20 protein-coding genes, 1 tRNA gene and 2 pseudogenes are annotated in these 23,790 nt (G+C 48.7%); 16 read left to right on the top strand and 7 right to left on the bottom strand.

Features of this window, described 5'->3' with window-relative positions:
* The 8 genes and pseudogenes from K0778_RS20225 to envY all read left to right on the top strand — a co-directional run.
* Window positions 1-225, top strand: a 225-nt coding sequence (locus K0778_RS20225) for an IS1 family transposase (protein ID WP_024169623.1), incomplete at its 5' end; no start/stop codon positions are given.
* Between the two features lie 149 nt (window positions 226-374).
* A complete protein-coding gene (locus K0778_RS20230; RefSeq protein ID WP_000889443.1) occupies window positions 375-635 on the top strand; it encodes a hypothetical protein in 261 nt (86 codons plus the stop codon).
* On the top strand, window positions 635-922 hold the full coding sequence (locus tag K0778_RS27805) for a hypothetical protein (protein WP_001021473.1): 288 nt from the start codon (window positions 635-637) through the stop codon (window positions 920-922). The genes K0778_RS20230 and K0778_RS27805 overlap by 1 nt, the downstream gene beginning before the upstream one ends.
* Window positions 923-1,886: 964 nt before the next feature.
* Window positions 1,887-3,023, top strand: a complete 1,137-nt coding sequence (locus K0778_RS20240; protein ID WP_000420966.1) for an ISAs1 family transposase — start codon at window positions 1,887-1,889, stop codon at window positions 3,021-3,023.
* Between the two features lie 270 nt (window positions 3,024-3,293).
* A pseudogene (nrfB, locus tag K0778_RS20245) lies at window positions 3,294-5,531 on the top strand (cyclic di-3',5'-guanylate-activated glycosyltransferase NrfB).
* Window positions 5,518-8,490: pseudogene (gene nfrA, locus K0778_RS20250) on the top strand (bacteriophage adsorption protein NfrA). Before nrfB ends, nfrA begins: the two co-directional pseudogenes overlap by 14 nt.
* The gene (locus K0778_RS20255; protein ID WP_001224575.1) at window positions 8,491-9,381 is read left to right on the top strand and encodes a DUF4434 family protein; all 891 of its coding nucleotides are present in this window, start codon (window positions 8,491-8,493) and stop codon (window positions 9,379-9,381) included.
* Between the two features lie 182 nt (window positions 9,382-9,563).
* Entirely contained in the window at window positions 9,564-10,325 is a 762-nt protein-coding gene (gene envY / locus K0778_RS20260) for a DNA-binding transcriptional regulator EnvY (RefSeq protein ID WP_001177481.1), read from the top strand.
* Window positions 10,326-10,370: 45 nt separating this feature from the next.
* Here the strand turns inward: envY and K0778_RS20265 are convergent.
* Window positions 10,371-10,447, bottom strand: a tRNA-Arg gene (locus tag K0778_RS20265).
* A 242-nt stretch (window positions 10,448-10,689) separates the two neighbouring features.
* Here K0778_RS20265 and fimZ point away from each other — a divergent pair.
* On the top strand, window positions 10,690-11,322 hold the full coding sequence (fimZ, locus tag K0778_RS20270) for a fimbria biosynthesis transcriptional regulator FimZ (protein WP_000805422.1): 633 nt from the start codon (window positions 10,690-10,692) through the stop codon (window positions 11,320-11,322).
* Between the two features lie 2 nt (window positions 11,323-11,324).
* Here the strand turns inward: fimZ and sfmF are convergent, their stop codons facing one another.
* From sfmF to fimA, 5 genes are all read right to left on the bottom strand, one after another.
* A complete protein-coding gene (gene sfmF / locus K0778_RS20275; protein WP_001255226.1) occupies window positions 11,325-11,840 on the bottom strand; it encodes a fimbria assembly protein in 516 nt (171 codons plus the stop codon).
* Between the two features lie 10 nt (window positions 11,841-11,850).
* Window positions 11,851-12,828, bottom strand: a complete 978-nt coding sequence (gene fimH / locus K0778_RS20280) for a type 1 fimbria D-mannose specific adhesin FimH (RefSeq protein ID WP_001301128.1) — start codon at window positions 12,826-12,828, stop codon at window positions 11,851-11,853.
* A gap of 41 nt (window positions 12,829-12,869) precedes the next feature.
* Window positions 12,870-15,479: a fimbrial biogenesis usher protein gene (locus K0778_RS20285; RefSeq protein WP_063084482.1), complete on the bottom strand. Its 2,610-nt coding sequence runs from the start codon at window positions 15,477-15,479 to the stop codon at window positions 12,870-12,872.
* 30 nt (window positions 15,480-15,509) lie between these two features.
* Entirely contained in the window at window positions 15,510-16,202 is a 693-nt protein-coding gene (fimC, locus tag K0778_RS20290) for a type 1 fimbria chaperone FimC (RefSeq protein WP_000988365.1), read from the bottom strand.
* Window positions 16,203-16,421: 219 nt separating this feature from the next.
* Window positions 16,422-16,964, bottom strand: a complete 543-nt coding sequence (gene fimA, locus K0778_RS20295; protein ID WP_000776555.1) for a type 1 fimbrial major subunit FimA — start codon at window positions 16,962-16,964, stop codon at window positions 16,422-16,424.
* Window positions 16,965-17,434: 470 nt separating this feature from the next.
* Here fimA and folD point away from each other — a divergent pair, with 470 nt between their 5' ends.
* From folD to K0778_RS20310, 3 genes are all read left to right on the top strand, one after another.
* Complete coding sequence (gene folD, locus K0778_RS20300; RefSeq protein ID WP_000729160.1) at window positions 17,435-18,301, top strand: bifunctional methylenetetrahydrofolate dehydrogenase/methenyltetrahydrofolate cyclohydrolase FolD; 867 nt, start codon at window positions 17,435-17,437, stop codon at window positions 18,299-18,301.
* Window position 18,302: 1 nt separating this feature from the next.
* Complete coding sequence (gene ybcJ, locus K0778_RS20305) at window positions 18,303-18,515, top strand: ribosome-associated protein YbcJ (protein WP_000190288.1); 213 nt, start codon at window positions 18,303-18,305, stop codon at window positions 18,513-18,515.
* Between the two features lie 107 nt (window positions 18,516-18,622).
* A complete protein-coding gene (locus tag K0778_RS20310; RefSeq protein WP_001143558.1) occupies window positions 18,623-19,144 on the top strand; it encodes a metal-dependent hydrolase in 522 nt (173 codons plus the stop codon).
* A gap of 35 nt (window positions 19,145-19,179) precedes the next feature.
* Here K0778_RS20310 and cysS read toward each other — a convergent pair whose 3' ends face one another.
* The gene (cysS, locus tag K0778_RS20315; RefSeq protein WP_000912345.1) at window positions 19,180-20,565 is read right to left on the bottom strand and encodes a cysteine--tRNA ligase; all 1,386 of its coding nucleotides are present in this window, start codon (window positions 20,563-20,565) and stop codon (window positions 19,180-19,182) included.
* Window positions 20,566-20,738: 173 nt separating this feature from the next.
* On the opposite strand from cysS, the gene ppiB reads away from it, so the two are divergent.
* The 4 genes from ppiB to purK all read left to right on the top strand — a co-directional run bounded on the left by ppiB (window position 20,739) and on the right by purK (window position 23,649).
* A complete protein-coding gene (gene ppiB, locus K0778_RS20320; protein ID WP_000255997.1) occupies window positions 20,739-21,233 on the top strand; it encodes a peptidylprolyl isomerase B in 495 nt (164 codons plus the stop codon).
* Window positions 21,234-21,235: 2 nt separating this feature from the next.
* Window positions 21,236-21,958: a UDP-2,3-diacylglucosamine diphosphatase gene (gene lpxH / locus K0778_RS20325; protein ID WP_000212252.1), complete on the top strand. Its 723-nt coding sequence runs from the start codon at window positions 21,236-21,238 to the stop codon at window positions 21,956-21,958.
* A gap of 117 nt (window positions 21,959-22,075) precedes the next feature.
* Window positions 22,076-22,585: a 5-(carboxyamino)imidazole ribonucleotide mutase gene (purE, locus tag K0778_RS20330; RefSeq protein WP_001351650.1), complete on the top strand. Its 510-nt coding sequence runs from the start codon at window positions 22,076-22,078 to the stop codon at window positions 22,583-22,585.
* The gene (gene purK / locus K0778_RS20335) at window positions 22,582-23,649 is read left to right on the top strand and encodes a 5-(carboxyamino)imidazole ribonucleotide synthase (RefSeq protein WP_000815566.1); all 1,068 of its coding nucleotides are present in this window, start codon (window positions 22,582-22,584) and stop codon (window positions 23,647-23,649) included. The genes purE and purK overlap by 4 nt, the downstream gene beginning before the upstream one ends.
* Window positions 23,650-23,790: the final 141 nt, after the last annotated feature.

Below are 23,790 nucleotides of genomic sequence, written 5' to 3' on the forward strand. Positions count from 1 at the left end.
GAGGTCGTGGTATGGATGACGGATGGCTGGCCGCTGTATGAATCCCGCCTGAAGGGAAAGCTGCACGTAATCAGCAAGCGTTACACTCAGCGAATTGAGCGGCATAACCTGAATCTGAGACAACATCTGGCAAGGCTGGGACGGAAGTCACTGTCGTTCTCAAAATCGGTGGAGCTGCATGACAAAGTCATCGGGCATTATCTGAACATAAAACACTATCAATAAGTTGGAGTCATTACCGGAGCTTCATTATCTAAAATGATGAATAGCTCCAGTGATCTCATGGGGTTGAGAAGGCAGCCCCAGAACTTCTGGCGGCTATATCGCGGAAAAGACATTTAATAATAGCATTACCAGGCTCAGATGAATTCAGAATGCTTGAACATTTTGGAGCCGAAGCTTCGGTATTAGACATGACGATTATTGTTCGTTCAAATCCGAGTAAAGCCGCTATTCTTGAAGAGTTTTTACATGGTACACAAGAGAAACTAGGAATAGCTGAAAAATTAGGACGTTATGGACTAGGGAGTGCAGAAACGCACGTTAAGGATTTCATGATAAGACACAAAAAAATGCTTGGGTTATCTGATGAGGATGTAGCAATACTCAAAATATTGAAAGACAAGGGGTTGTGATGAATATAATTCTGCCGATAAAAGATATATTTATTATTGCGGGAAACATAGTTTTTAGCGTTTTATACAATGAACATCTTGAGTTCCCATGCCGCTGCCAATTACTATCTTCAAATTCTGAAGTTATGCAAGAGTTATATATTGAAAAAGAGTTATTTATTAAACGCACTACGGAAAATGATTGTCGTGCTTTAGTGTTAAGAGGAACATTGGAATACTTATTTGATGAAATTATTGCTGGCGAGTGTGCATTGGCCTTATTACAAAAAGAAATAAAAAAAGATTAATCCAATATGTAGAACGGGACAATACCCATCTTTTAACAATGAACTTCGTAATTTTTATCTTAGAAATAATGCTACATTATATGAGGTATATCATGAGGTAAAAAATGTTAACAAGGGAGTTGGCCTGGTGGGAGATAATGGTATCGTCCTGGTAATTAGAAGTTCCAATTCCAAAAATACACTTGAGGAATTTCATGAATTCTTTGGAAACTTCAAACCTAATAATTCAACAGCTCGAGTTGAAGTGATTGATCAATCCGTTTTAGAACCTTTTTGGAGATTTTAAAAATATGATCACCAAATCAAGTATACTCATAGAGTATAAAGATAAAAGTAAACTAACCGATAGTATTTATAAGTTTGTAAATGCTCTAGACATTGACTTTTCGATATTAAAATATGACTACTTTGATGTAAATGAGTATAAAAAAACATTACTTATGACACATCTTTTATTGACAAAGATGCAGAATATATTGAATTACTAGCGAAGATTGATTTTTCTTATGAAGTTGATTTCGGCACATCAACAACATCGATTGAAAGCAAGTATCTTCCATCTCTAACTGATTTCATCGCTCAATCACTATCACAACAATTAAATTGTGACATAATAACCAGCTTTAAACCATTAAGTGGAGATGAGTTTTGCCCAATAACATATTTTTCAAAAGGTAAAGAAGTTATCAATTTTACGACATTTAATTCAAATTGTTGGGATGGGGTATGCTGGGTAAAAAAAAGGAGGCAAACAAATATCCGCTAACGTAGTTTTTCAATAGCTACACCATGTCACGTAACATGATGCCTGGATATTAACCAGGGAAAGATCATCAGAAGTTCACTTTTTGTACTAAATAATTCGCATTTTATGTTTAAAAATTGAGATATTCCTTATTACCTGAAGCTGTTTTTTATTGCTTATACATGATCAAATACTTCTTACATAATTAAGGAGAACAAAATGGAACTTAAAAAATTGATGGAACATATTTCTATTATCCCCGATTACAGACAACCCTGGAAAGTGGAACATAAATTATCGGATATTCTACTGTTGACTATTTGTGCCGTTATTTCTGGTGCAGAAGGTTGGGAAGATATAGAGGATTTTGGGGAAACACATCTCGATTTTTTGAAGCAATATGGTGATTTTGAAAATGGTATTCCTGTTCACGATACCATTGCCAGAGTTGTATCCTGTATCAGTCCTGCAAAATTTCACGAGTGCTTTATTAACTTGATGCGTGATTGTCATTCTTCAGATGATAAAGACGTCATTGCAATTGATGGAAAAACGCTCCGGCACTCTTCTGACAAGAGTCACCGCAGGGGAGCGATTCATGTCATTAGTGCGTTCTCAACAATGCACAGTCTGGTCATCGGACAGATCAAGACGGATAAGAAATCTAATGAGATTACAGCTATCCCTGAACTTATTAACATGCTGGATATTAAAGGAAAAATCATCACAACCGATGCGATGGGTTGCCAGAAAGATATTGCAGAGAAGATACAAAAACAGGGATGTGATTATTTATTCGCGGTAAAAGGAAACCAGGGGCGGCTAAATAAAGCCTTTGAGGAAAAATTTCCGCTGAAAGAATTAAATAATCCAGAGCATGACAGTTACGCAATGAGTGAAAAGAGTCACGGCAGAGAAGAAATCCGTCTTCATATTGTTTGCGATGTCCCTGATGAACTTATTGATTTCACGTTTGAATGGAAAGGGCTAAAGAAATTATGCGTGGCAGTCTCCTTTCGGTCCATAATAGCAGAACAAAAGAAAGAGCCAGAAATGACGGTCAGATATTATATCAGTTCTGTTGATTTAACCGCAGAGAAGTTCGCCACAGCAATCCGAAACCACTGGCACGTGGAGAATAAGCTGCACTGGCGTCTGGACGTGGTAATGAATGAAGACGACTGCAAAATAAGAAGAGGAAATGCAGCAGAATTATTTTCAGGGATACGGCACATCGCTATTAATATTTTGACTAATGATAAGGTATTCAAGGCAGGGTTAAGACGTAAGATGCAAAAAGCAGCCATGGAGAGAAACTATCTGGCGTCAGTCCTTGCGGGGAACGGGCTTTCGTAATCTTGCCCTGCCTGCTCACCTCCTCCAGGCACTTCCACTACATGATGACCTGCTCGGTGCCACCGCTCCTTTTCACTATGACGTTAACCTCCCCGTCCCAGGACACCATGCTTTTGTCTACATTCTACGCAAACGGCAACTTTTATAACCAGTGTAAAAATAACGTGCCGCAATAGTCATACCTATTAATGGTAAAAAGCTGTCACAATTCATAAAAAACCTTAATATACGCCACCCTAAACATAACCAGCGTTAATGTAAGGTTTTTGTGTGGACTGGCTTCTTGATGTTTTTGCTACCTGGCTCTACGGCTTAAAAGTAATCGCGATAACGTTAGCGGTCATCATGTTCATCAGCGGGCTGGACGATTTTTGTATTGATGTCGTCTACTGGGTACGCCGCATTAAACGCAAGTTGAGTGTTTATCGCCGCTACCCGCGAATGAGTTACCGCGAACTGTATAAACCAGATGAAAAACCGTTAGCGATTATGGTTCCGGCATGGAATGAAACGGGCGTCATCGGCAATATGGCCGAGCTGGCGGCGACCACGCTCGACTACGAAAACTATCATATCTTTGTTGGCACCTACCCCAACGACCCCGATACTCAGCGTGATGTTGACGAAGTGTGCGCTCGCTTCCCGAATGTGCATAAGGTAGTCTGCGCGCGTCCTGGCCCCACCAGCAAAGCCGACTGTCTGAACAACGTGCTGGACGCCATCACCCAATTTGAGCGTAGCGCCAATTTCGCTTTTGCTGGTTTTATTCTGCATGACGCCGAAGATGTGATTTCACCGATGGAATTGCGTCTGTTCAACTATCTGGTCGAGCGTAAAGATCTGATTCAGATCCCGGTGTATCCGTTCGAACGCGAATGGACGCACTTCACCAGCATGACTTACATTGATGAGTTTTCAGAGCTGCATGGCAAAGATGTTCCGGTGCGTGAAGCCCTCGCCGGACAAGTGCCCAGCGCAGGCGTCGGCACCTGTTTCAGCCGCCGCGCCGTGACCGCACTGTTAGCTGACGGTGACGGTATTGCTTTCGACGTGCAGAGTCTTACTGAAGATTACGACATTGGCTTCCGCCTGAAAGAAAAAGGTATGACGGAAATTTTTGTCCGTTTTCCGGTGGTGGACGAAGCCAAAGAACGCGAGCAGCGTAAATTTTTACAGCACGCGCGGACATCAAACATGATCTGCGTGCGCGAATATTTCCCCGATACCTTTTCGACTGCGGTTCGACAAAAATCCCGCTGGATCATCGGCATTGTTTTCCAAGGCTTTAAAACCCATAAATGGACCTCCAGCCTGACGCTGAACTACTTTCTCTGGCGCGACCGCAAAGGGGCAATCAGTAACTTTGTCAGCTTCCTCGCGATGCTGGTGATGATCCAGCTTTTGCTGTTGCTGGCGTATGAAAGTTTGTGGCCCGATGCCTGGCATTTCCTTTCTATTTTCAGCGGCAGCGCATGGTTAATGACCCTGCTGTGGCTAAACTTTGGTTTGATGGTTAACCGCATCGTGCAGCGGGTGATTTTCGTTACTGGCTACTACGGCCTGACGTAGGGGCTGCTTTCCGTCCTGCGTCTTTTCTGGGGCAACCTGATTAACTTCATGGCCAACTGGCGCGCGCTAAAACAGGTACTTCAACACGGCGATCCACGTCGCGTGGCGTGGGATAAAACAACGCATGACTTCCCCAGCGTGACTGGCGATACCCGCTCGTTGCGCCCGTTAGGTCAAATTCTGCTGGAAAATCAGGTCATCACTGAAGAACAACTCGATACAGCACTGCGTAATCGCGTCGAAGGTCTACGCCTGGGCGGTTCAATGCTGATGCAGGGGCTGATTAGCGCCGAGCAGCTGGCACAGGCGCTGGCAGAGCAAAACGGCGTGGCGTGGGAATCCATCGATGCCTGGCAGATCCCTTCCTCGCTGATTGCCGAAATGCCGGCCTCCGTGGCGCTGCATTATGCGGTACTGCCGCTGCGTCTGGAAAATGACGAGTTAATTGTCGGCAGTGAAGATGGTATTGACCCGGTTTCGCTGGCGGCCCTGACGCGTAAAGTCGGACGCAAAGTGCGTTACGTCATTGTTCTGCGGGGACAAATTGTCACAGGGTTACGTCACTGGTATGCACGCCGACGCGGTCACGATCCGCGGGCAATGTTGTACAATGCGGTTCAGCATCAGTGGCTCACGGAACAGCAGGCCGGTGAAATCTGGCGGCAATATGTGCCGCATCAGTTCCTGTTCGCCGAAATACTGACCACGCTCGGTCATATTAATCGTTCAGCAATTAACGTGTTGTTATTGCGCCATGAACGCAGTTCTCTGCCGCTCGGCAAGTTTTTGGTCACCGAAGGCGTTATCAGCCAGGAAACGTTGGATCGCGTCCTGACAATTCAACGCGAATTACAAGTTTCGATGCAATCACTATTACTCAAAGCAGGTTTAAACACAGAACAGGTTGCGCAACTGGAGTCCGAAAATGAAGGAGAATAACCTTAATCGCGTCATCGGATGGTCTGGTTTACTGCTGACGTCTTTATTGAGTACCAGCGCACTCGCAGACAATATCGGCACCAGCGCAGAAGAGCTGGGTCTGAGCGATTATCGCCATTTTGTTATTTATCCCCGTCTCGATAAGGCGCTGAAGGCACAGAAAAATAACGACGAAGCAACCGCCATCCGCGAATTTGAATATATACACCAGCAGGTGCCGGATAATATTCCGCTGACTTTATACCTTGCGGAAGCCTATCGCCATTTTGGTCATGATGACCGGGCGCGGCTGTTGCTTGAGGATCAACTGAAACGTCACCCAGGAGATGCCCGACTTGAGCGCAGTCTGGCGGCTATTCCAGTTGAAGTGAAAAGCGTTACGACTGTTGAAGAACTGCTTGCCCAGCAAAAAGCGTGCGATGCTGCACCGACCCTGCGTTGTCGCAGTGATGTCGGGCAGAATGCCCTGCGGCTGGCACAGTTACCTGTCGCCAGAGCGCAACTGAACGATGCGACGTTTGCTGCATCGCCAGAAGGAAAAACGCTGCGAACCGATCTGCTGCAACGGGCAATCTACCTGAAACAATGGTCCCAGGCAGATACGCTATACAATGAAGCACGCCAGCAGAACACATTAAGCGCGGCAGAACGCCGTCAGTGGTTTGACGTGCTTCTTGCCGGGCAGCTAGACGATCGGATCCTGGCACTGCAATCACAGGGGATCTTCACCGATCCTCAGTCATATATTACTTACGCGACCGCGCTGGCTTATCGTGGCGAAAAAGCACGCCTCCAGCATTATCTCAATGAAAATAAGCCGCTGTTTACCACGGACGCACAAGAGAAAAGTTGGCTCTATCTGTTATCTAAATACAGCGCCAACCCCGTTCAGGCATTGGCGAATGATACGGTACAGTTTGCCGACAACCGCCAGTATGTTGTTGGCGCGACGCTACCGGTGCTGTTAAAAGAAGGTCAGTACGACGCAGCGCAAAAACTGCTCGCCACCCTCCCCGCCAATGAAATGCTTGAGGAGCGTTATGCTGTCAGCGTGGCGACCCGTAACAAGGCTGAAGCTCTGCGTCTGGCACGCTTGCTGTATCAGCAAGAACCGGCAAATCTTACCCGCCTGGATCAACTAACCTGGCAACTGATGCAGAACGAGCAGTCACGCGAAGCTGCCGATTTATTGCTGCAACGCTATCCTTTCCAGGGCGATACGCGTGTCAGCCAGACTTTAATGGCACGACTGGCGTCTCTGCTGGAAAGTCATCCTTACCTGGCAACGCCGGCGAAGGTGGCGATTTTATCGAAACCCTTACCGCTGGCGGAGCAACGTCAGTGGCAAAGTCAGTTGCCGGGTATTGCAGATAATTGCCCGGCAATAGTTCGCTTGCTGGGCGATATGTCGCCTTCCTACGATGCCGCCGCCTGGAACCGTCTGGCAAAGTGTTATCGGGACACGCTACCCGGTGTGGCGTTGTATGCATGGCTTCAGGCCGAACAACGACAACCGAACGCCTGGCAACATCGTGCGGTAGCCTATCAGGCGTATCAGGTTGAGGACTACGCCACCGCACTGGCGGCCTGGTAGAAAATCAGTCTTCACGACATGAGCAATGAGGATCTGCTTGCTGCTGCCAATACCGCCCAGGCGGCAGGAAATGGTGCGGCTCGCGATCGCTGGCTACAACAGGCAGAAAAACGTGGACTGGGAAGCAATGCGCTCTACTGGTGGCTGCATGCGCAACGTTACATTCCTGGTCAGCCGGAACTCGCACTGAACGATCTCACGCGCTCAATCAATATTGCGCCTTCTGCCAACGCTTACGTTGCGCGGGCGACAATTTATCGCCAACGTCATAATGTCCCGGCCGCGGTGAGTGATTTGCGCGCCGCGCTGGAACTGGAACCGAATAATAGCAACACCCAGGCAGCGCTTGGTTACGCCTTGTGGGATAGCGGTGATATCGCACAGTCGCGGGAAATGCTCGAACAGGCGCATAAAGGGCTACCGGACGATCCGGCACTGATCCGACAACTGGCCTATGTGAACCAGCGTCTGGATGACATGCCTGCGACGCAGCACTACGCCCGGCTGGTGATTGATGACATTGATAATCAGGCGCTGATAACCCCACTGACCCCAGAGCAAAATCAGCAACGCTTCAATTTCCGCCGTTTGCATGAGGAGGTCGGTCGCCGCTGGACGTTCAGTTTCGATTCTTCTATCGGCTTGCGTTCCGGGGCAATGAGCACCGCTAACAATAATGTCGGCGGCGCAGCGCCAGGGAAAAGCTATCGTAGCTACGGGCAACTGGAAGCCGAGTACCGCATCGGACGCAATATGCTGCTGGAAGGCGACCTGCTCTCAGTTTATAGCCGCGTCTTTGCCGATACCGGAGAAAACGGGGTGATGATGCCGGTGAAAAATCCGATGTCCGGCACCGGTCTACGCTGGAAGCCGCTGCGCGATCAGATCTTTTTCCTCGCCGTCGAACAGCAGTTGCCGCTGAACGGGCAAAATGGCGCATCCGATACCATGCTGCGCGCCAGCGCCTCATTCTTTAATGGCGGCAAATACAGCGACGAATGGCACCCGAACGGTTCAGGCTGGTTTGCCCAAAACCTGTACCTCGATGCGGCGCAATATATCCGCCAGGATATTCAGGCGTGGACGGCAGATTATCGCGTCAGCTGGCATCAGAAGGTAGCTAACGGACAGACTATTGAGCCTTACGCTCACGTTCAGGACAACGGCTATCGTGATAAAGGCACTCAGGGCGCGCAGCTTGGCGGTGTCGGGGTCCGCTGGAATATCTGGACCGGCGAGACGCACTACGACGCCTGGCCGCACAAAGTCAGTCTCGGCGTCGAGTATCAACATACCTTTAAGGCGATTAATCAACGTAACGGAGAGCGCAACAACGCGTTTCTCACCATTGGAGTGCACTGGTAAATGCGTAAGTTCATTTTCGTATTGCTGACACTGCTTTTGGTCAGCCCTTTTTCCTTTGCGATGAAAGGTATTATCTGGCAACCACAAAACCGTGATAGTCAGGTTACCGATACCCAGTGGCAGGGGCTGATGAGTCAGTTACGTTTGCAAGGCTTCGATACCCTGGTTTTGCAATGGACCCGTTACGGCGATGCATTCACCCAGCCAGAACAGCGCGCGTTATTGTTTAAGCGGGCCGCAGCTGCGCAACAGGCTGGCCTGAAGCTGATTGTCGGGCTGAACGCCGATCCGGAATTTTTTATGCACCAGAAACAGTCGTCCGCAGCGCTGGAAAGCTATCTTAATCGCCTGCTGGCTGCCGATCTCCAGCAAGCCAGATTATGGAGCGCCGCGCCTGGCGTAACGCCGGATGGCTGGTACATCAGCGCGGAAATTGACGACCTGAACTGGCGCAGCGAAGCCGCCCGTCAGCCTTTGCTAACATGGTTAAACAACGAGCAGCGGCTGATTAGCGATGTTTCAGCAAAACCGGTTTATATCAGTAGTTTTTTCGCCGGAAACATGTCGCCCGATGGCTATCGCCAACTGCTGGAACACGTTAAAGCAACCGGCGTTAATGTCTGGGTACAGGATGGCAGCGGCGTGGATAAACTTACCGCTGAACAGCGTGAACGTTATCTACAGGCCAGCGCCGATTGCCAAAGCTCCGCCCCAGCAAGCGGCATTGTTTATGAACTGTTTGTCGCCGGCAAAGGCAAAACCTTTACAGCGAAACCGAAACCGGACGCAGAAATTGCCTCGCTGTTAGCGAAACGTTCCTCTTGCGGTAAAGACACTCTCTATTTCTCTCTGCGCTATTTGCCCGTCGCGCACGGCATTCTCGAGTATTAAATCTCCTCCAGGTAAGTCGGGTACGACCTGGCTTACCTCTTTCGCTCTCGTCAGAATTCCATCAAGATTAATTGCTAAAAAGCGTGCTAAAGAAAGAAGATCGTTATCGGCGAACGGGCCGATCACTCATGCAGGAAGCATAGATCCTTTGAGCGGAGTTTCTGATATCTGAGGAGTGCGAAATGCAATTGAGCAGCAGTAAACCTTGCGTGGTGATCCTGACCGAAAAAGAGGTAGAGGTAAGCGTCAATAACCATGCTACGTTTACCCTTCCGAAAAACTACCTGGCCGCCTTCGCGTGCAACAATAACGTCATTGAACTCTCAACGTTAAATCACGTATTAATCACCCACATCAACCGTAACATCATCAACGATTATCTGTTGTTTTTAAATAAGAACTTAACCTGTGTAAAGCCCTGGTCGCGGCTGGCTACCCCGGTTATCGCTTGTCATAGCCGTACACCGGAAGTGTTCCGGCTAGCCGCCAACCACAGCAAGCAGCAACCCAGCAAACCCTGCGAAGCGGAGTTGACGCGCGCATTGCTTTTTACCGTATTGTCTAACTTTCTTGAGCAATCGCGGTTTATTGCCCTACTGATGTATATCTTACGCAGCAGCGTCCGCGACAGCGTCTGCCGCATTATTCAAAGCGATATTCAGCACTACTGGAATCTGCGAATTGTCGCCAGTTCGCTATGTTTAAGCCCCAGCCTGCTCAAAAAGAAATTAAAAAACGAAAATACCAGCTATAGCCAGATTGTCACAGAGTGTCGTATGCGTTACGCCGTACAGATGTTATTGATGGATAACAAAAATATCACTCAGGTGGCGCAATTATGTGGCTATAGCAGCACGTCGTACTTTATCTCTGTTTTTAAGGCGTTTTACGGCCTGACACCGTTGAATTATCTCGCCAAACAGCGACAAAAAGTGATGTGGTGAAGGGCAAAGCGGAAACGGATAAGACGGGCATAAATGAAGAAGAAATGGCGCGCCCTGCAGGATTCGAACCTGCGGCCCACGACTTAGAAGGTCGTTGCTCTATCCAACTGAGCTAAGGGCGCGTTGATACCGCAATGCGGTGTAATCGCGTGAATTATACGGTCAACCCTTGCTGAGTCAATGGCTTTTGATCTGGTTGCTGAACAAGTGAACGACCGCGTCTGATTTTCTGATTTATTTCGCTATAGTGGCAAACAAACGCACACCGCTGCGCGTCTGAATCAAGAAAACCCGTATTTTCATGTATCAAAGTACAATTTACCGCCCTAACGGAAAATTGTCCGCTCCTATGAGACTGGTAACTATGAAACCAACGTCGGTGATCATTATGGATACTCATCCTATCATCAGAATGTCTATTGAAGTTCTGTTGCAAAAAAACAGTGAATTGCAGATTGTCCTGAAAACGGATGATTACCGCATAACCATCGATTATCTCCGAACCCGTCCTGTTGATTTAATCATTATGGATATAGACTTACCCGGAACAGACGGTTTTACCTTCCTGAAAAGGATCAAACAAATCCAGAGCACAGTGAAAGTGTTATTTTTATCATCGAAATCAGAATGCTTTTATGCTGGCAGAGCGATACAAGCTGGTGCTAACGGTTTTGTCAGTAAATGCAATGATCAGAATGATATTTTTCATGCCGTTCAGATGATCCTCTCCGGATACACGTTTTTTCCTAGCGAAACGCTTAACTATATAAAAAGCAATAAATGTAGTACGAATAGTTCAACGATCACTGTGCTATCTAATCGTGAAGTGACCATATTACGTTATCTGGTTAGCGGATTATCTAATAAAGAAATTGCCGATAAGTTATTACTTAGCAATAAAACAGTTAGTGCGCATAAATCTAATATTTATGGCAAGCTAGGTTTGCATTCAATTGTAGAGCTTATCGACTACGCCAAATTATACGAATTAATATAATATTAATTATAATTGATCATAAATATCGCATCCGCTTTCGCCACACCTGGCCGAACACCGCTGGCTAACGCTCGATAATTGGCAAAAAAGTTTAGTGTGACATTGCCATTTGCATCTACTTCCTCAGTCGGGCTCGCCTCCCCCAGTGCGAGCCGGGAGCGATCGCTATTACGTAATTCGATGGCAACGGTTTGTGCCATTGCGGGATCATCCAGAGCCAGCAGGTTGGTATCGGATGCCGGCGTTCCCGTAAATAAAATCGCAACTGAACCCGGAGGACATCCCTCCAGCCGCAGGCTAAAAGGGACGAGTGCCGTGGTATCGCCAGCGTTCAGTAATTGTGTCGTAGGCCATCTGCCTAAATCTACCGTCTTATCAATATCCGCTGTGTTTACGGTACAGGAGAAATCAACAACGTTACCGTGCAAATTGATATTAATCGTTCCTAAAGGGTCAGCTGCCCATCCAATGGAACTCCACAGTAACCCGCAGAAACAGCTAAAGAGTACTCTTCTCATTCTCCGTACCTCATTGATAATCGACGCGTAAATACCCCAGCGCGCTAAACGGCCCCTCGGTCGGTTTTTGACCGGTAATACTGATAGGCCAGGCGCGAAGTGTGACATTGGCTGCCGCAGCTGCATCCAGACGGAAAGGAATAACGCTATTGAGATCGTTAGGCGTAATCGGCGTATCGTTCTGATCGGCGACAATAAAACCTAAATCCTGATTGTCCGACACCATCGCCTGACCAGAAACGGCACTGGCTTCCAGACGCATTGTTAAATAAGCCTGCGCAGCAACATTCGTACATTTGACCGCAATGCTCTTGGTTTGCGGCATGACGCCAGCTGGTCGATTCCCCGGCCCTGCCGCACTAAATAACGATGCGCCGATATCACCAAAATCAAATTCAACAATCTGCCCGGCATTTAATTCGCAGTTTTGCGGCACTTCAACCCGGCCACCAAAACTAATGGTATAAACAGGTGTAACCAACGGATCGTAAGGCGTTGATGTCACATACACGGTAAACATCACCTGTCTGGGGATCTCCACCATGTTAATAAAGGGACGAATAACCTTTAAACGAAATATTAAACGAGAATCCATCACCCCGAATGGAAGGTTTTGCGAAACGTTAGGATCTGTTCCCATCCGAATATAATTTTGCGGGGGGAACTGAATATCCATCACACTATCAACCAGACTCATCGCACCTAATAGATAATCATGTAATTGCATATATTTATAATTATCGATAGTTTCCTGAACAATAAAGTTGGTGACATAACTACGGTATGTATAATTCACCAGCGTACCGGGTGGACAAATTGCTGAGACACCTACCCAGCCGGATTTTTCCGGTAAAACAACAATCTGCCCTGGCTGGTTATTGGTGCTATTAAAGATATTTGAGAGATCATAGTGTTCATCTTCTGCTACGCCAGTACTATTTGCACAAACAGTAGCCCAGGATATGTTTGCCAGACACAAACATGCCATCGCCAATAATAATCTGCAGATTATCTTATTGATAATTTCCTTTATGAGCCAGGATGTGTGCAAACTGCCGAAATAACAGTGACGGCTTGCTGTAAGCTTTGCTTCGGCAATACATAGTGCGCAATGCAGCGTGAGTTCGCGCCGTCTCCCCACTGAACCAGTAATTCACCAGACAATGACGCACCACTTAAATAAACTTGCCCGTCATCACCCACCATACTGGTTATTCCGGTACTGTTTTCCCGTACCAGTGATCCAAACGGCACCGGTTTTCCGCCCTGGGTAACGGTAATGAGCGCCCGCACGCCTATGCGGGTATCAAAATTGGCACGAACTAACGCGCCTTGCGTCGGCACAACGCTGCTAATATTTTTTTCAACATCGATGGAATTCCCCATCGTATTGGTATCAAGCGCGATACGGTTATACCGATAAACCGTGGCATACGGCATCACCGCATAGCCGCGCCAGTCGGTTAAAATGCCAGTTTGATTTTCAATGCGTACACCGCCTGCGCCAGGCGCTTTAATCAAAACATTGGTATCCCCTAAAGGCTGGCTCAGCGTTATGCCATTTTCATGCCCGACCACACCGCCAGACAGCTGCCAGTTAACGTCATGTTGATCGCGGTCGTAGTTATACCCGACCCCCAGCGTACCGTAAGCGGCCTGCCAGTTTGCCGTGGCGCTGCCCGTGTACCCATTATTCGAGGTATCACCCTGGCTTACGTGATAACTCAGGTTGTGGCCTTCCAGTAAGGTCCCACCTACACCTGCCAGCCAGCTATTTTGCCCGTTGCTGTTACGGTTGGCGTTAAAGGAGGCATAAGCGCGGTCGAGCGCATTTTCCCGGGTGTAGCGACGTTTGGTCAAAACATTGAAAGGCACTGAAACATTAAGTCCGACAATACGTTCGTTATCGGGGATCCCTACAGATTCATTCCACGAAAATGAGAGCGAATAACTGATGCCAACCCAGCTGCTGGTATACCCCACCTGATACCACGTATCTGAATCCGAAGTATTCCAGTATTTTTGATGGGTACCAGAGATATAAAGCGAGCCAAAGTCATTAAGTGATTGTGAAATATTTAACTGCAAACGGTCTTTACGGCTAAAGCGTAAATTGTGGTAATTCACGATTATCGGTTCATCGCGATGCTCACCGTCGTAATCGTAATCATATTCGTACCCCTCCATTCGACGATACGCAACATCATCAAGGGTATAAAAACCTTGTGTCGAATAGCGGTAACCCATTAACTGAAAATTGGTGCCGAAGGTGTTCATTGATTTCGCATAGAGGAAGCGAATGGAATCCCCCTCATGACGACTGTCGTCGGCTAACTGACTGCGCGCATGCGTTACATCCAGCGACACTGCGCCCCAGTTCCCGAGGTTGCGCCCCAGCCCTAACAAAAAGGCGGTGTAATTGGCAGATAATTGCGTCCCGCCGTAGGCAGTAAATTCCTGTGGTAAACCACCGAGTGCCGTGCCCTGAAAAAAGAAAGGTGATGATTGCTGACTATTACCGCTACGAAAATCGCCCGCCGTCAGATCAAATTTGAAACGCCCTTCGCGTTGTAAAATTGGCACTGTTGAATACGGAATTGTGTAATTCTGCTGATTGCCATCGCGCTCGTCGATGGTGACGTCCAGATCGCCATTTGAAGATGTCGGGTGCAAATCTGTAATTTCAAAAGCGCCGGGGGAAACATAGCTTTGATAGATAATAAAACCATTTTGCCGAATCGTTAGCTGGGCCGCCGTACGGGCAATCCCACGTACCGTTGGGGCAAACCCTTGCTGGCTATCAGGATACATATTATCAGAAGAATAAAGCCGTACACCACGAAATCCAACGCCATCGAAAATATCACTTCCTGTATTGCCGTCTCCCATTACCAGTTCACTTTTCAGCGGAATAATGGCGCGCTGTACCCAGGTGCCAATATTATTCCACTGTTCTGAATGATATCCATTTCCGCGAAAATAGTTCCAGGAACCATTGTTGCGTAAACGCCACGGGCCAATATTAATCCCGCTGAGCTCACTAAAAAAATAGCTATCGTTACCATTACCTCTGTTACCGGTGAAATTATAATTCAGGAGTAAAGCAGGAATACCTTCATCCCACTCTTCAGGCGGAATGTAACCGTGAGCGCTACTCAACAACGCTATCTGAGGAATAGTGATGTTCAGGCGCATCGCTGCAAAATCAAAGTTAATTGTGGCATCAGGTACAGCTTTCAGTAAATTGATGCATTTATTGTTTTGCTGCTGGGCTAACTCGGGAAATGCACTGCTATTAAGGCCAATTCGTTCAAGAAGTACCTGGTTAAAACAGGGCATTAACCCACCTGATTTATCACCTGTATTTTCTGTTGTCGATTCAAATACGATATCCTGCGAACCAATGAACTCATCATTACGCCAGAGATCCACCCGATACACGCCCGCAGGTTGATGATTACCTCTCTCAAAGCGCGATAAATCAGCAACGGATGTGCCATTCTCTAATAAAAATGCCGGGTTGAAATAACTTTCCGCATAGCTTAAAAAGGAGGGTAAAATGGCAAGAGATGAATAACAAATTCCGGCCAGACACCAGGTATACCTCTGCGGAATATCCGTAGTAGTGGGTATTTTCATAATTAGCTCTGATATTGTCAGATGATTCGGTTAGTTTAAGTTCACTTCTCTGACCGGAGTTACTGAACCATAATCATTAACGGTCTGAAATTTCAGATTTCCCTGCACTCCTGAGGGTAAGGGAATTTGTGAATTAACTCTGGGTGCAGCCATAGCATTCCCCAACTTTTGGCTGCCCACTTGTAAGTTAACCAGGGTGACATAAAAAGGTGATGGATTATGAACATTGATATAGTTACCGGATCGCGAAAACTTGAGTGTGTCCGGCGCTTCTGCGGGTAATTCTTGTAATTGAATTGGACGGAGAAATAATTTCATGCGCGATAAAATCGCCAGTTGCAAAACATTCCTGCCGTTCAATGCATTTTTATCTACCGAAGGGATCGTCTTAACATTCATCCAGAACAGAGACTCACGATCTGCTGCCAGCGGTGGACCGGTGTAAATAATACGCAAAGTATTTTCGCTTTTGGGTTCACTAACAAACAGTGGCGGTGTAATGATGAATGACTTTTCTTTTACACCGCTGCTGTTTTCAATCCACGAATTGACCAGAAAGCGCTCATTGGTATGGCTATTTCTAATCCATACCGCAGTCTGTTTAGCATCAGCGGGATAAATAATACGCGTGGCACCTAATGCGATCCCTCCGGCAGCATGGGCGCTGGCCGAAATGATTAAATAAAATATAATGAGCATCAATAACTTTATTTTAGTCATCATAGTTAATACGCCTTGTGTATTCCTGACGGCAAAAATAAGGAATATAAAGAAATGATTGCTTTGGTTTCTTACAACACATCATTCCCTTTTCATTTAATAAAGCGGCATGATACAAAGTGAACATGATTTCGATTTACATTGCCACCATACCGCTTCAGACAACCGGTACATTACTTTGTTATAAGACGTGATATATAATTCAAAACAACGTGGTTTTGATTATTCATATCTCATAATAAAAGTCGCGTCAGCATTTGCTTGCCCTGCTGATGCACTTGTACCGGTGCCTTTATAACGTGCAGAAAAATGAAGAACGTTGGTCCCGGGGATCAAGTTCTGGTTGGTTGAGAAGCTATTCCCATCAGGTTTGAGAATTGCGGATGTATTATCAAGTATTTCAATACCGACACCCGTTGCTGTTGTTGTATTGGTACTGGATGCAATGGCCAATAAATTATCATTGATTGCATCAGCCTGACCAGAAAATGCAACGGCAGCATTAGCGGCAACAACAGGATCGCAGTCGTTCAACTGAATGGTGAATGGAATTAATGCAGAGGTATTACCAACAGCATTGAAAATATCGGTACGATATTGACCGAGTGTGACAACCTGGTCTGCCGAGTCAGTATTCACTGAACAGGCAGCATTCACCAGTTCGCCTTCAAAGTGAATTGTACCGCCATCTACAACGGCAGCATAACTACCCGTAGCGGCGAATAGTGCGGCAGCCAGCGCAGACGAAATAAATCTTAATTTCATATATATTCCTTCAATCTCATTTATCGACTCCACATCCGTATATAACCGATTACTTTATTTAAGACACTGATAGTAGTAAATTCCTTTTTATCCTCTAAGAATGTCTTAATTGAAAATATGCACTCTATTCTAAAAAATAGAGAGCCCCGTTAGATGAATACTTCCGCGCATAATATATTCAACACAAATATAGACCTGAAGCGGTAAATTACCAGGCTGAAAATTCTTTTTATATTGTCAGGTATTTCTTAAATTATCTTAATCCTTAGACAAGGAAATAAATCAGTTCCAGATTTACAACGCCATCATGGACGAAAAATGAAGCTTTCAGTCTCAGCGACGGTGCGCCTCACCTTCGCAAGAGGTCGCTTCACGCGATAAATCTGAAACGAAACCTGACAGCGCGCCCCGCTTCTGACAAAATAGGCGCATCCCCTTCGACCTACGTAACAGATGGAATCCTCTCTCTGATGGCAGCAAAGATTATTGACGGTAAAACGATTGCGCAGCAGGTGCGCTCTGAAGTTGCTCAAAAAGTTCAGGCGCGTATTGCAGCCGGACTGCGGGCACCAGGACTGGCCGTTGTGCTGGTGGGTAGTAACCCTGCATCGCAAATTTATGTCGCAAGCAAACGCAAGGCTTGTGAAGAAGTCGGGTTCGTCTCCCGCTCTTATGACCTCCCGGAAACCACCAGCGAAGCGGAGCTGCTGGAGCTTATCGATACGCTGAATGCCGACAACACCATCGATGGCATTCTGGTTCAACTGCCGTTACCGGCGGGTATTGATAACGTCAAAGTGCTGGAACGTATTCATCCGGACAAAGACGTGGACGGTTTCCATCCTTACAACGTCGGTCGTCTGTGCCAGCGCGCGCCGCGTCTGCGTCCCTGCACCCCGCGCGGTATCGTCACGCTGCTTGAGCGTTACAACATTGATACCTTCGGCCTCAACGCCGTGGTGATTGGCGCATCGAATATCGTTGGCCGCCCGATGAGCATGGAACTGCTGCTGGCAGGTTGCACCACTACAGTGACTCACCGCTTCACTAAAAATCTGCGTCATCACGTAGAAAATGCCGATCTATTGATCGTTGCCGTTGGCAAGCCAGGCTTTATTCCCGGTGACTGGATCAAAGAAGGCGCAATTGTGATTGATGTCGGCATCAACCGTCTGGAAAATGGCAAAGTTGTGGGCGACGTCGTGTTTGAAGACGCGGCTAAACGCGCCTCATACATTACGCCTGTTCCCGGCGGCGTTGGCCCGATGACGGTTGCCACGCTGATTGAAAACACGCTACAGGCGTGCGTTGAATATCATGATCCACAGGATGAGTAACATGGCGACATTTTCTTTAGGTAAACATCCGCACGTTGAGCTGTGCGACTTGCTGAAACTGGAAGGCTGGAGCGAAAGCGGCGCGCAGGCGAAAATCGCGATTGCCGAAGGCCAGGTGAAAGTCGACGGTGCGGTTGAAACGCGCAAACGCTGCAAAATCGTCGCCGGTCAGACAGTGAGTTTTGCAGGTCACAGCGTACAGGTTGTTGCCTGATCCCTTTCCCGGCCTGTATCAACAGGCCGGTTCTCTTTTCAGACTTTTGCCCTCTACGCCCCGTTCATCCATGCTGATAGCATCGACATTTTGCCGAAGCGACCATCATGCCAACCGTTATTACGCACGCCGCCGTTCCCCTATGCATTGGTTTAGGGTTGGGTTCGAAAGTCATCCCTCCGCGCCTGTTATTTGCCGGAATCATCCTGGCGATGCTGCCCGATGCCGACGTCTTGTCGTTTAATTTTGGCGTTGCTTACGGCAATGTTTTTGGTCATCGCGGGTTTACCCATTCGCTGGTGTTTGCGTTTGTTGTCCCGCTGTTATGTGTGCTGATTGGACGTCGATGGTTCAGGGCTGGGCTGATTCGCTGCTGGCTGTTTTTAACCGTCTCGTTGCTATCGCACAGCTTGCTGGATTCGGTAACCACTGGCGGTAAAGGGGTTGGCTGGCTGTGGCCGTGGTCAGATGAACGCTTTTTCGCTCCCTGGCAGGTGATTAAAGTCGCGCCGTTTGCATTGTCTCGTTACACCACAGCGTACGGGCATCAGGTGATTATTTCTGAATTGATGTGGGTGTGGTTGCCGGGGATGCTACTGATGGGAATGTTGTGGTGGCGCAGACGATAACCGGATGCGAAAACTCGCATCCGGCAATAGCGCAATTACTTACGACGCCAGGTGGTCCCTTGCGGGCCATCTTCCAGCACGATCCCCATCTCATTAAGACGGTCACGCGCCGCATCTGCCGCCGCCCAGTCTTTCGCTTTACGGGCATCCAGACGCTGTTGAATTAACGCTTCAATCTCAGCCACTTCGCTGTCGTCTGCCTGCGCGCCGCTTTGCAGGAACGCTTCCGGTTCTTGCTCCAGCAGGCCCAATACGGCGGAAAGTTTACGCAGGTGAGATGCCATTGCATTCGCCGCTGCCATATCTTCTGCTTTCAGACGGTTTACTTCACGCGCCATATCAAACAGCACGGAATAGGCTTCCGGGGTGTTGAAATCGTCGTCCATCGCTTCAATAAAGCGCGCTTCAAACGCTTCGCCACCGGCAGGCGCAACGGTTTTATCTGTGCCGCGCAGCGCAGTGTAGAGACGCTCCAGCGCCGCACGCGCCTGCTTCAGGTTCTCTTCGCTATAGTTCAGCTGGCTGCGATAGTGGCCCGACATCAGGAAGTAACGCACGGTTTCCGCGTCGTAGTATTTCAGCACATCGCGCACGGTAAAGAAGTTACCCAGCGATTTGGACATCTTCTCGCGGTCAACCATCACCATCCCCGAGTGCATCCAGTAGTTCACATACTGACCATCATGGGCACAGGTGGACTGCGCGATTTCGTTTTCGTGGTGCGGGAACATCAGGTCTGAACCGCCGCCGTGGATATCAAAGTGGTTACCCAGCTGCTTGCAGTTCATTGCCGAACATTCAATGTGCCAGCCAGGACGACCCGCGCCCCACGGAGACGGCCAGCTCGGTTCGCCCTCTTTCGACATCTTCCACAGAACGAAGTCCATTGGGTTGCGTTTGTCGTCGACCACGTCAACGCGCGCGCCTGCCTGCAGCTGGTCGAGATCCTGACGCGACAGCACGCCATAAGTTGGATCGGTCGGGACGTCGAACATCACGTCGCCGTTGTCCGCCACATAAGCGTGACCTTTGGCGATCAGTTGTTCAGTGAGTTCAATAATTTCTGCGATATGGTGCGTCGCGCGCGGCTCCATATCCGGGCGCAGAATGTTCAACGCATCAAAATCTTTGTGCATTTCGGCGATCATGCGATCCACCAGCGCCACAAAGCTTTCGCCATTTTCATTGGCGCGTTTGATGATTTTGTCGTCGATATCGGTAATGTTGCGCACATACTTCAGCTTATAGCCGAGGAAACGCAGATAGCGCGCAACCACGTCAAAAGCAACAAAGGTACGCCCGTGACCGATATGACAGAGATCGTAAACGGTGATTCCACACACGTACATGCCGACTTCCCCGGCGTGAATAGGCTTAAATTCCTCTTTTTGGCGTGTCAGAGTATTGAAGATTTTTAGCATCGAAGATTCCGTTTAGACATGTGTGGGTAATTGAGTTGCGTATAATACCCATATTTCCCGCGCGAATCAGCATACATTGCGTGATGATCCGATCGTGCGGTTATGCTATAACACCACCCTATATATGACCCGAACTGGGTTGAAGCACCAATCAAACGGAACAGGATGCAAAAATGGTTACTTTCCACACCAATCACGGCGATATTGTCATCAAAACTTTTGACGATAAAGCACCTGAAACAGTTAAAAACTTCCTGGACTACTGCCGCGAAGGTTTTTACAACAACACCATTTTCCACCGTGTTATCAACGGCTTTATGATTCAGGGCGGCGGTTTTGAACCGGGCATGAAACAAAAAGCCACCAAAGAACCGATCAAAAACGAAGCCAACAACGGCCTGAAAAATACCCGTGGTACGCTGGCAATGGCACGTACTCAGGCTCCGCACTCTGCAACTGCACAGTTCTTCATCAACGTGGTTGATAACGACTTCCTGAACTTCTCTGGCGAAAGCCTGCAAGGTTGGGGCTACTGCGTGTTTGCTGAAGTGGTTGACGGCATGGACGTGGTAGACAAAATCAAAGGTGTTGCAACCGGTCGTAGCGGTATGCACCAGGACGTGCCAAAAGAAGACGTTATCATTGAAAGCGTGACCGTTAGCGAGTAATCGTGGCGACACTCTTTATTGCAGATCTTCATCTCTGCGTGGAAGAACCGGCGATCACCGCCGGTTTTCTGCGTTTTTTAGCGGGGGAAGCCCGCAAGGCCGACGCGCTGTATATTCTTGGCGATCTGTTTGAAGCATGGATTGGCGACGACGATCCCAACCCACTCCATCGCCAGATGGCGGCAGCGATCAAAGCGGTGTCCGATTCCGGCGTTCCCTGTTATTTCATTCATGGCAACCGTGATTTTCTGCTCGGCAAACGCTTTGCCCGTGAAAGCGGCATGACATTATTGCCGGAAGAAAAGGTGCTCGAACTTTATGGTCGCCGGGTGTTGATTATGCATGGCGACACGCTGTGCACCGATGACGCGGGTTATCAGGCTTTTCGCGCCAAAGTCCACAAACCCTGGCTGCAAATGCTATTCCTCGCTCTGCCGTTGTTTGTGCGCAAACGCATTGCCGCGCGAATGCGCGCGAACAGTAAAGAAGCCAATAGCAGTAAATCGCTGGCGATCATGGACGTTAACCAAAACGCGGTAGTCAGTGCGATGGAAAAACATCAGGTGCAATGGCTGATCCACGGGCATACCCATCGCCCGGCGGTGCATGAACTTATCGCCAATCAGCAACCTGCTTTTCGCGTGGTACTGGGTGCCTGGCATACGGAAGGTTCGATGGTGAAAGTCACGGCGGATGACGTTGAGCTAATTCATTTTCCGTTTTAAAAAACCCGCAACTTTGCTGATTTCACAGCCACGCAACCGTTTTCCTTGCTCTCTTTCCGTGCTATTCTCTGTGCCCTCTAAAGCCGAGAGTTGTGCACCACAGGAGTTTTAAGACGCATGTCTTCCCGCAATAATCCGGCGCGTGTCGCCATCGTGATGGGGTCCAAAAGCGACTGGGCTACCATGCAGTTCGCCGCCGAAATCTTCGAAATCCTGAATGTCCCGCACCACGTTGAAGTGGTTTCTGCTCACCGCACCCCCGATAAACTGTTCAGCTTCGCCGAAAGCGCCGAAGAGAACGGTTATCAGGTGATTATTGCGGGCGCAGGCGGCGCGGCGCACCTGCCAGGTATGATTGCCGCCAAAACGCTGGTGCCGGTGCTGGGCGTGCCAGTACAGAGCGCCGCACTGAGCGGTGTCGATAGCCTCTATTCTATCGTACAAATGCCGCGCGGCATTCCGGTGGGTACGCTGGCGATTGGTAAAGCTGGCGCGGCAAACGCGGCGTTACTGGCAGCACAAATTCTTGCGACTCATGATAAAGAACTGCACCAGCGTCTGAATGACTGGCGCAATGCCCAGACCGACGAAGTACTGGAAAACCCGGACCCGCGAGGTGCGGCATGAAACAGGTTTGCGTCCTCGGTAACGGGCAGTTAGGCCGTATGCTGCGTCAGGCAGGCGAACCGTTAGGCATTGCTGTCTGGCCAGTCGGGCTGGACGCTGAACCGGCGGCGGTGCCTTTTCAACAAAGCGTGATTACCGCTGAGATAGAACGCTGGCCGGAAACCGCATTAACCCGCGAGCTGGCGCGCCATCCGGCCTTTGTGAACCGCGATGTGTTCCCGATTATTGCTGACCGTCTGACTCAGAAGCAGCTTTTCGATAAGCTCCACCTGCCGACTGCACCGTGGCAGTTACTTGCCGAACGCAGCGAGTGGCCTGCGGTGTTTGATCGTTTAGGTGAGCTGGCGATTGTTAAGCGTCGCACTGGTGGCTATGACGGTCGCGGTCAATGGCGTTTACGCGCCGATGAAACCGAGCAGTTACCGGCTGAATGCTACGGCGAATGTATTGTCGAGCAGGGCATAAACTTCTCTGGTGAAGTGTCGCTGGTTGGCGCGCGCGGCTTTGATGGCAGTACCGTGTTTTATCCGCTGACGCATAACCTGCATCAGGACGGTATTTTGCGCACCAGCGTCGCTTTTCCGCAGGCCAACGCACAGCAGCAGGCGCAAGCCGAAGAGATGCTGTCGGCGATTATGCAGGAGCTGGGCTATGTGGGCGTGATGGCGATGGAGTGTTTTGTCACCCCGCAAGGTCTGCTGATCAACGAACTGGCTCCGCGTGTGCATAACAGCGGTCACTGGACACAAAACGGTGCCAGCATCAGCCAGTTTGAGCTGCATCTGCGGGCGATTACCGATCTGCCGTTACCGCAACCAGTAGTGAATAATCCGTCGGTGATGATCAATCTGATTGGTAGCGATGCGAATTATGACTGGCTGAAATTGCCGCTGGTGCATCTGCACTGGTACGACAAAGAAGTCCGTCCGGGGCGTAAAGTGGGGCATCTGAATTTGACCGACAGCGACACATCGCGTCTGACTGCGACGCTGGAAGCCTTAATCCCGCTGCTGCCGCCGGAATATGCCAGCGGCGTGATTTGGGCGCAGAGTAAGTTCGGTTAACTGGTGCTCTATTCTTGCCGGATGCGGCGTAAACGCCTTATCCGGCCTACCGATCCGGTACCCATTGTAGGCCTGATAAGATGCGTCAAGCATCGCATCAGGCATTGTGCACCAATTGCCGGATGCGGCACCGGTTGTAGG

The organism is Escherichia sp. XD33 (assembly GCF_019375075.1).
Taxonomy (GTDB): domain Bacteria; phylum Pseudomonadota; class Gammaproteobacteria; order Enterobacterales; family Enterobacteriaceae; genus Enterobacter; species Enterobacter flexneri_A.

What these genes read in the sequence shown, in the direction of transcription:
- K0778_RS20230 (WP_000889443.1), top strand. Translation starts at nt 375, where the DNA reads ATGCTTGAACATTTTGGAGCCGAAGCTTCGGTATTAGACATGACGATT.
- fimA (WP_000776555.1), bottom strand. Translation starts at nt 16,964, where the DNA reads ATGAAATTAAGATTTATTTCGTCTGCGCTGGCTGCCGCACTATTCGCC.
- K0778_RS20285 (WP_063084482.1), bottom strand. Translation starts at nt 15,479, where the DNA reads ATGAAAATACCCACTACTACGGATATTCCGCAGAGGTATACCTGGTGT.
- folD (WP_000729160.1), top strand. Translation starts at nt 17,435, where the DNA reads ATGGCAGCAAAGATTATTGACGGTAAAACGATTGCGCAGCAGGTGCGC.
- sfmF (WP_001255226.1), bottom strand. Translation starts at nt 11,840, where the DNA reads ATGAGAAGAGTACTCTTTAGCTGTTTCTGCGGGTTACTGTGGAGTTCC.
- purK (WP_000815566.1), top strand. Translation starts at nt 22,582, where the DNA reads ATGAAACAGGTTTGCGTCCTCGGTAACGGGCAGTTAGGCCGTATGCTG.
- fimZ (WP_000805422.1), top strand. Translation starts at nt 10,690, where the DNA reads ATGAAACCAACGTCGGTGATCATTATGGATACTCATCCTATCATCAGA.
- fimC (WP_000988365.1), bottom strand. Translation starts at nt 16,202, where the DNA reads ATGATGACTAAAATAAAGTTATTGATGCTCATTATATTTTATTTAATC.
- K0778_RS20255 (WP_001224575.1), top strand. Translation starts at nt 8,491, where the DNA reads ATGCGTAAGTTCATTTTCGTATTGCTGACACTGCTTTTGGTCAGCCCT.
- ybcJ (WP_000190288.1), top strand. Translation starts at nt 18,303, where the DNA reads ATGGCGACATTTTCTTTAGGTAAACATCCGCACGTTGAGCTGTGCGAC.
- K0778_RS20240 (WP_000420966.1), top strand. Translation starts at nt 1,887, where the DNA reads ATGGAACTTAAAAAATTGATGGAACATATTTCTATTATCCCCGATTAC.
- K0778_RS20310 (WP_001143558.1), top strand. Translation starts at nt 18,623, where the DNA reads ATGCCAACCGTTATTACGCACGCCGCCGTTCCCCTATGCATTGGTTTA.
- fimH (WP_001301128.1), bottom strand. Translation starts at nt 12,828, where the DNA reads ATGGCATGTTTGTGTCTGGCAAACATATCCTGGGCTACTGTTTGTGCA.
- ppiB (WP_000255997.1), top strand. Translation starts at nt 20,739, where the DNA reads ATGGTTACTTTCCACACCAATCACGGCGATATTGTCATCAAAACTTTT.
- purE (WP_001351650.1), top strand. Translation starts at nt 22,076, where the DNA reads ATGTCTTCCCGCAATAATCCGGCGCGTGTCGCCATCGTGATGGGGTCC.
- envY (WP_001177481.1), top strand. Translation starts at nt 9,564, where the DNA reads ATGCAATTGAGCAGCAGTAAACCTTGCGTGGTGATCCTGACCGAAAAA.
- K0778_RS27805 (WP_001021473.1), top strand. Translation starts at nt 635, where the DNA reads ATGAATATAATTCTGCCGATAAAAGATATATTTATTATTGCGGGAAAC.
- cysS (WP_000912345.1), bottom strand. Translation starts at nt 20,565, where the DNA reads ATGCTAAAAATCTTCAATACTCTGACACGCCAAAAAGAGGAATTTAAG.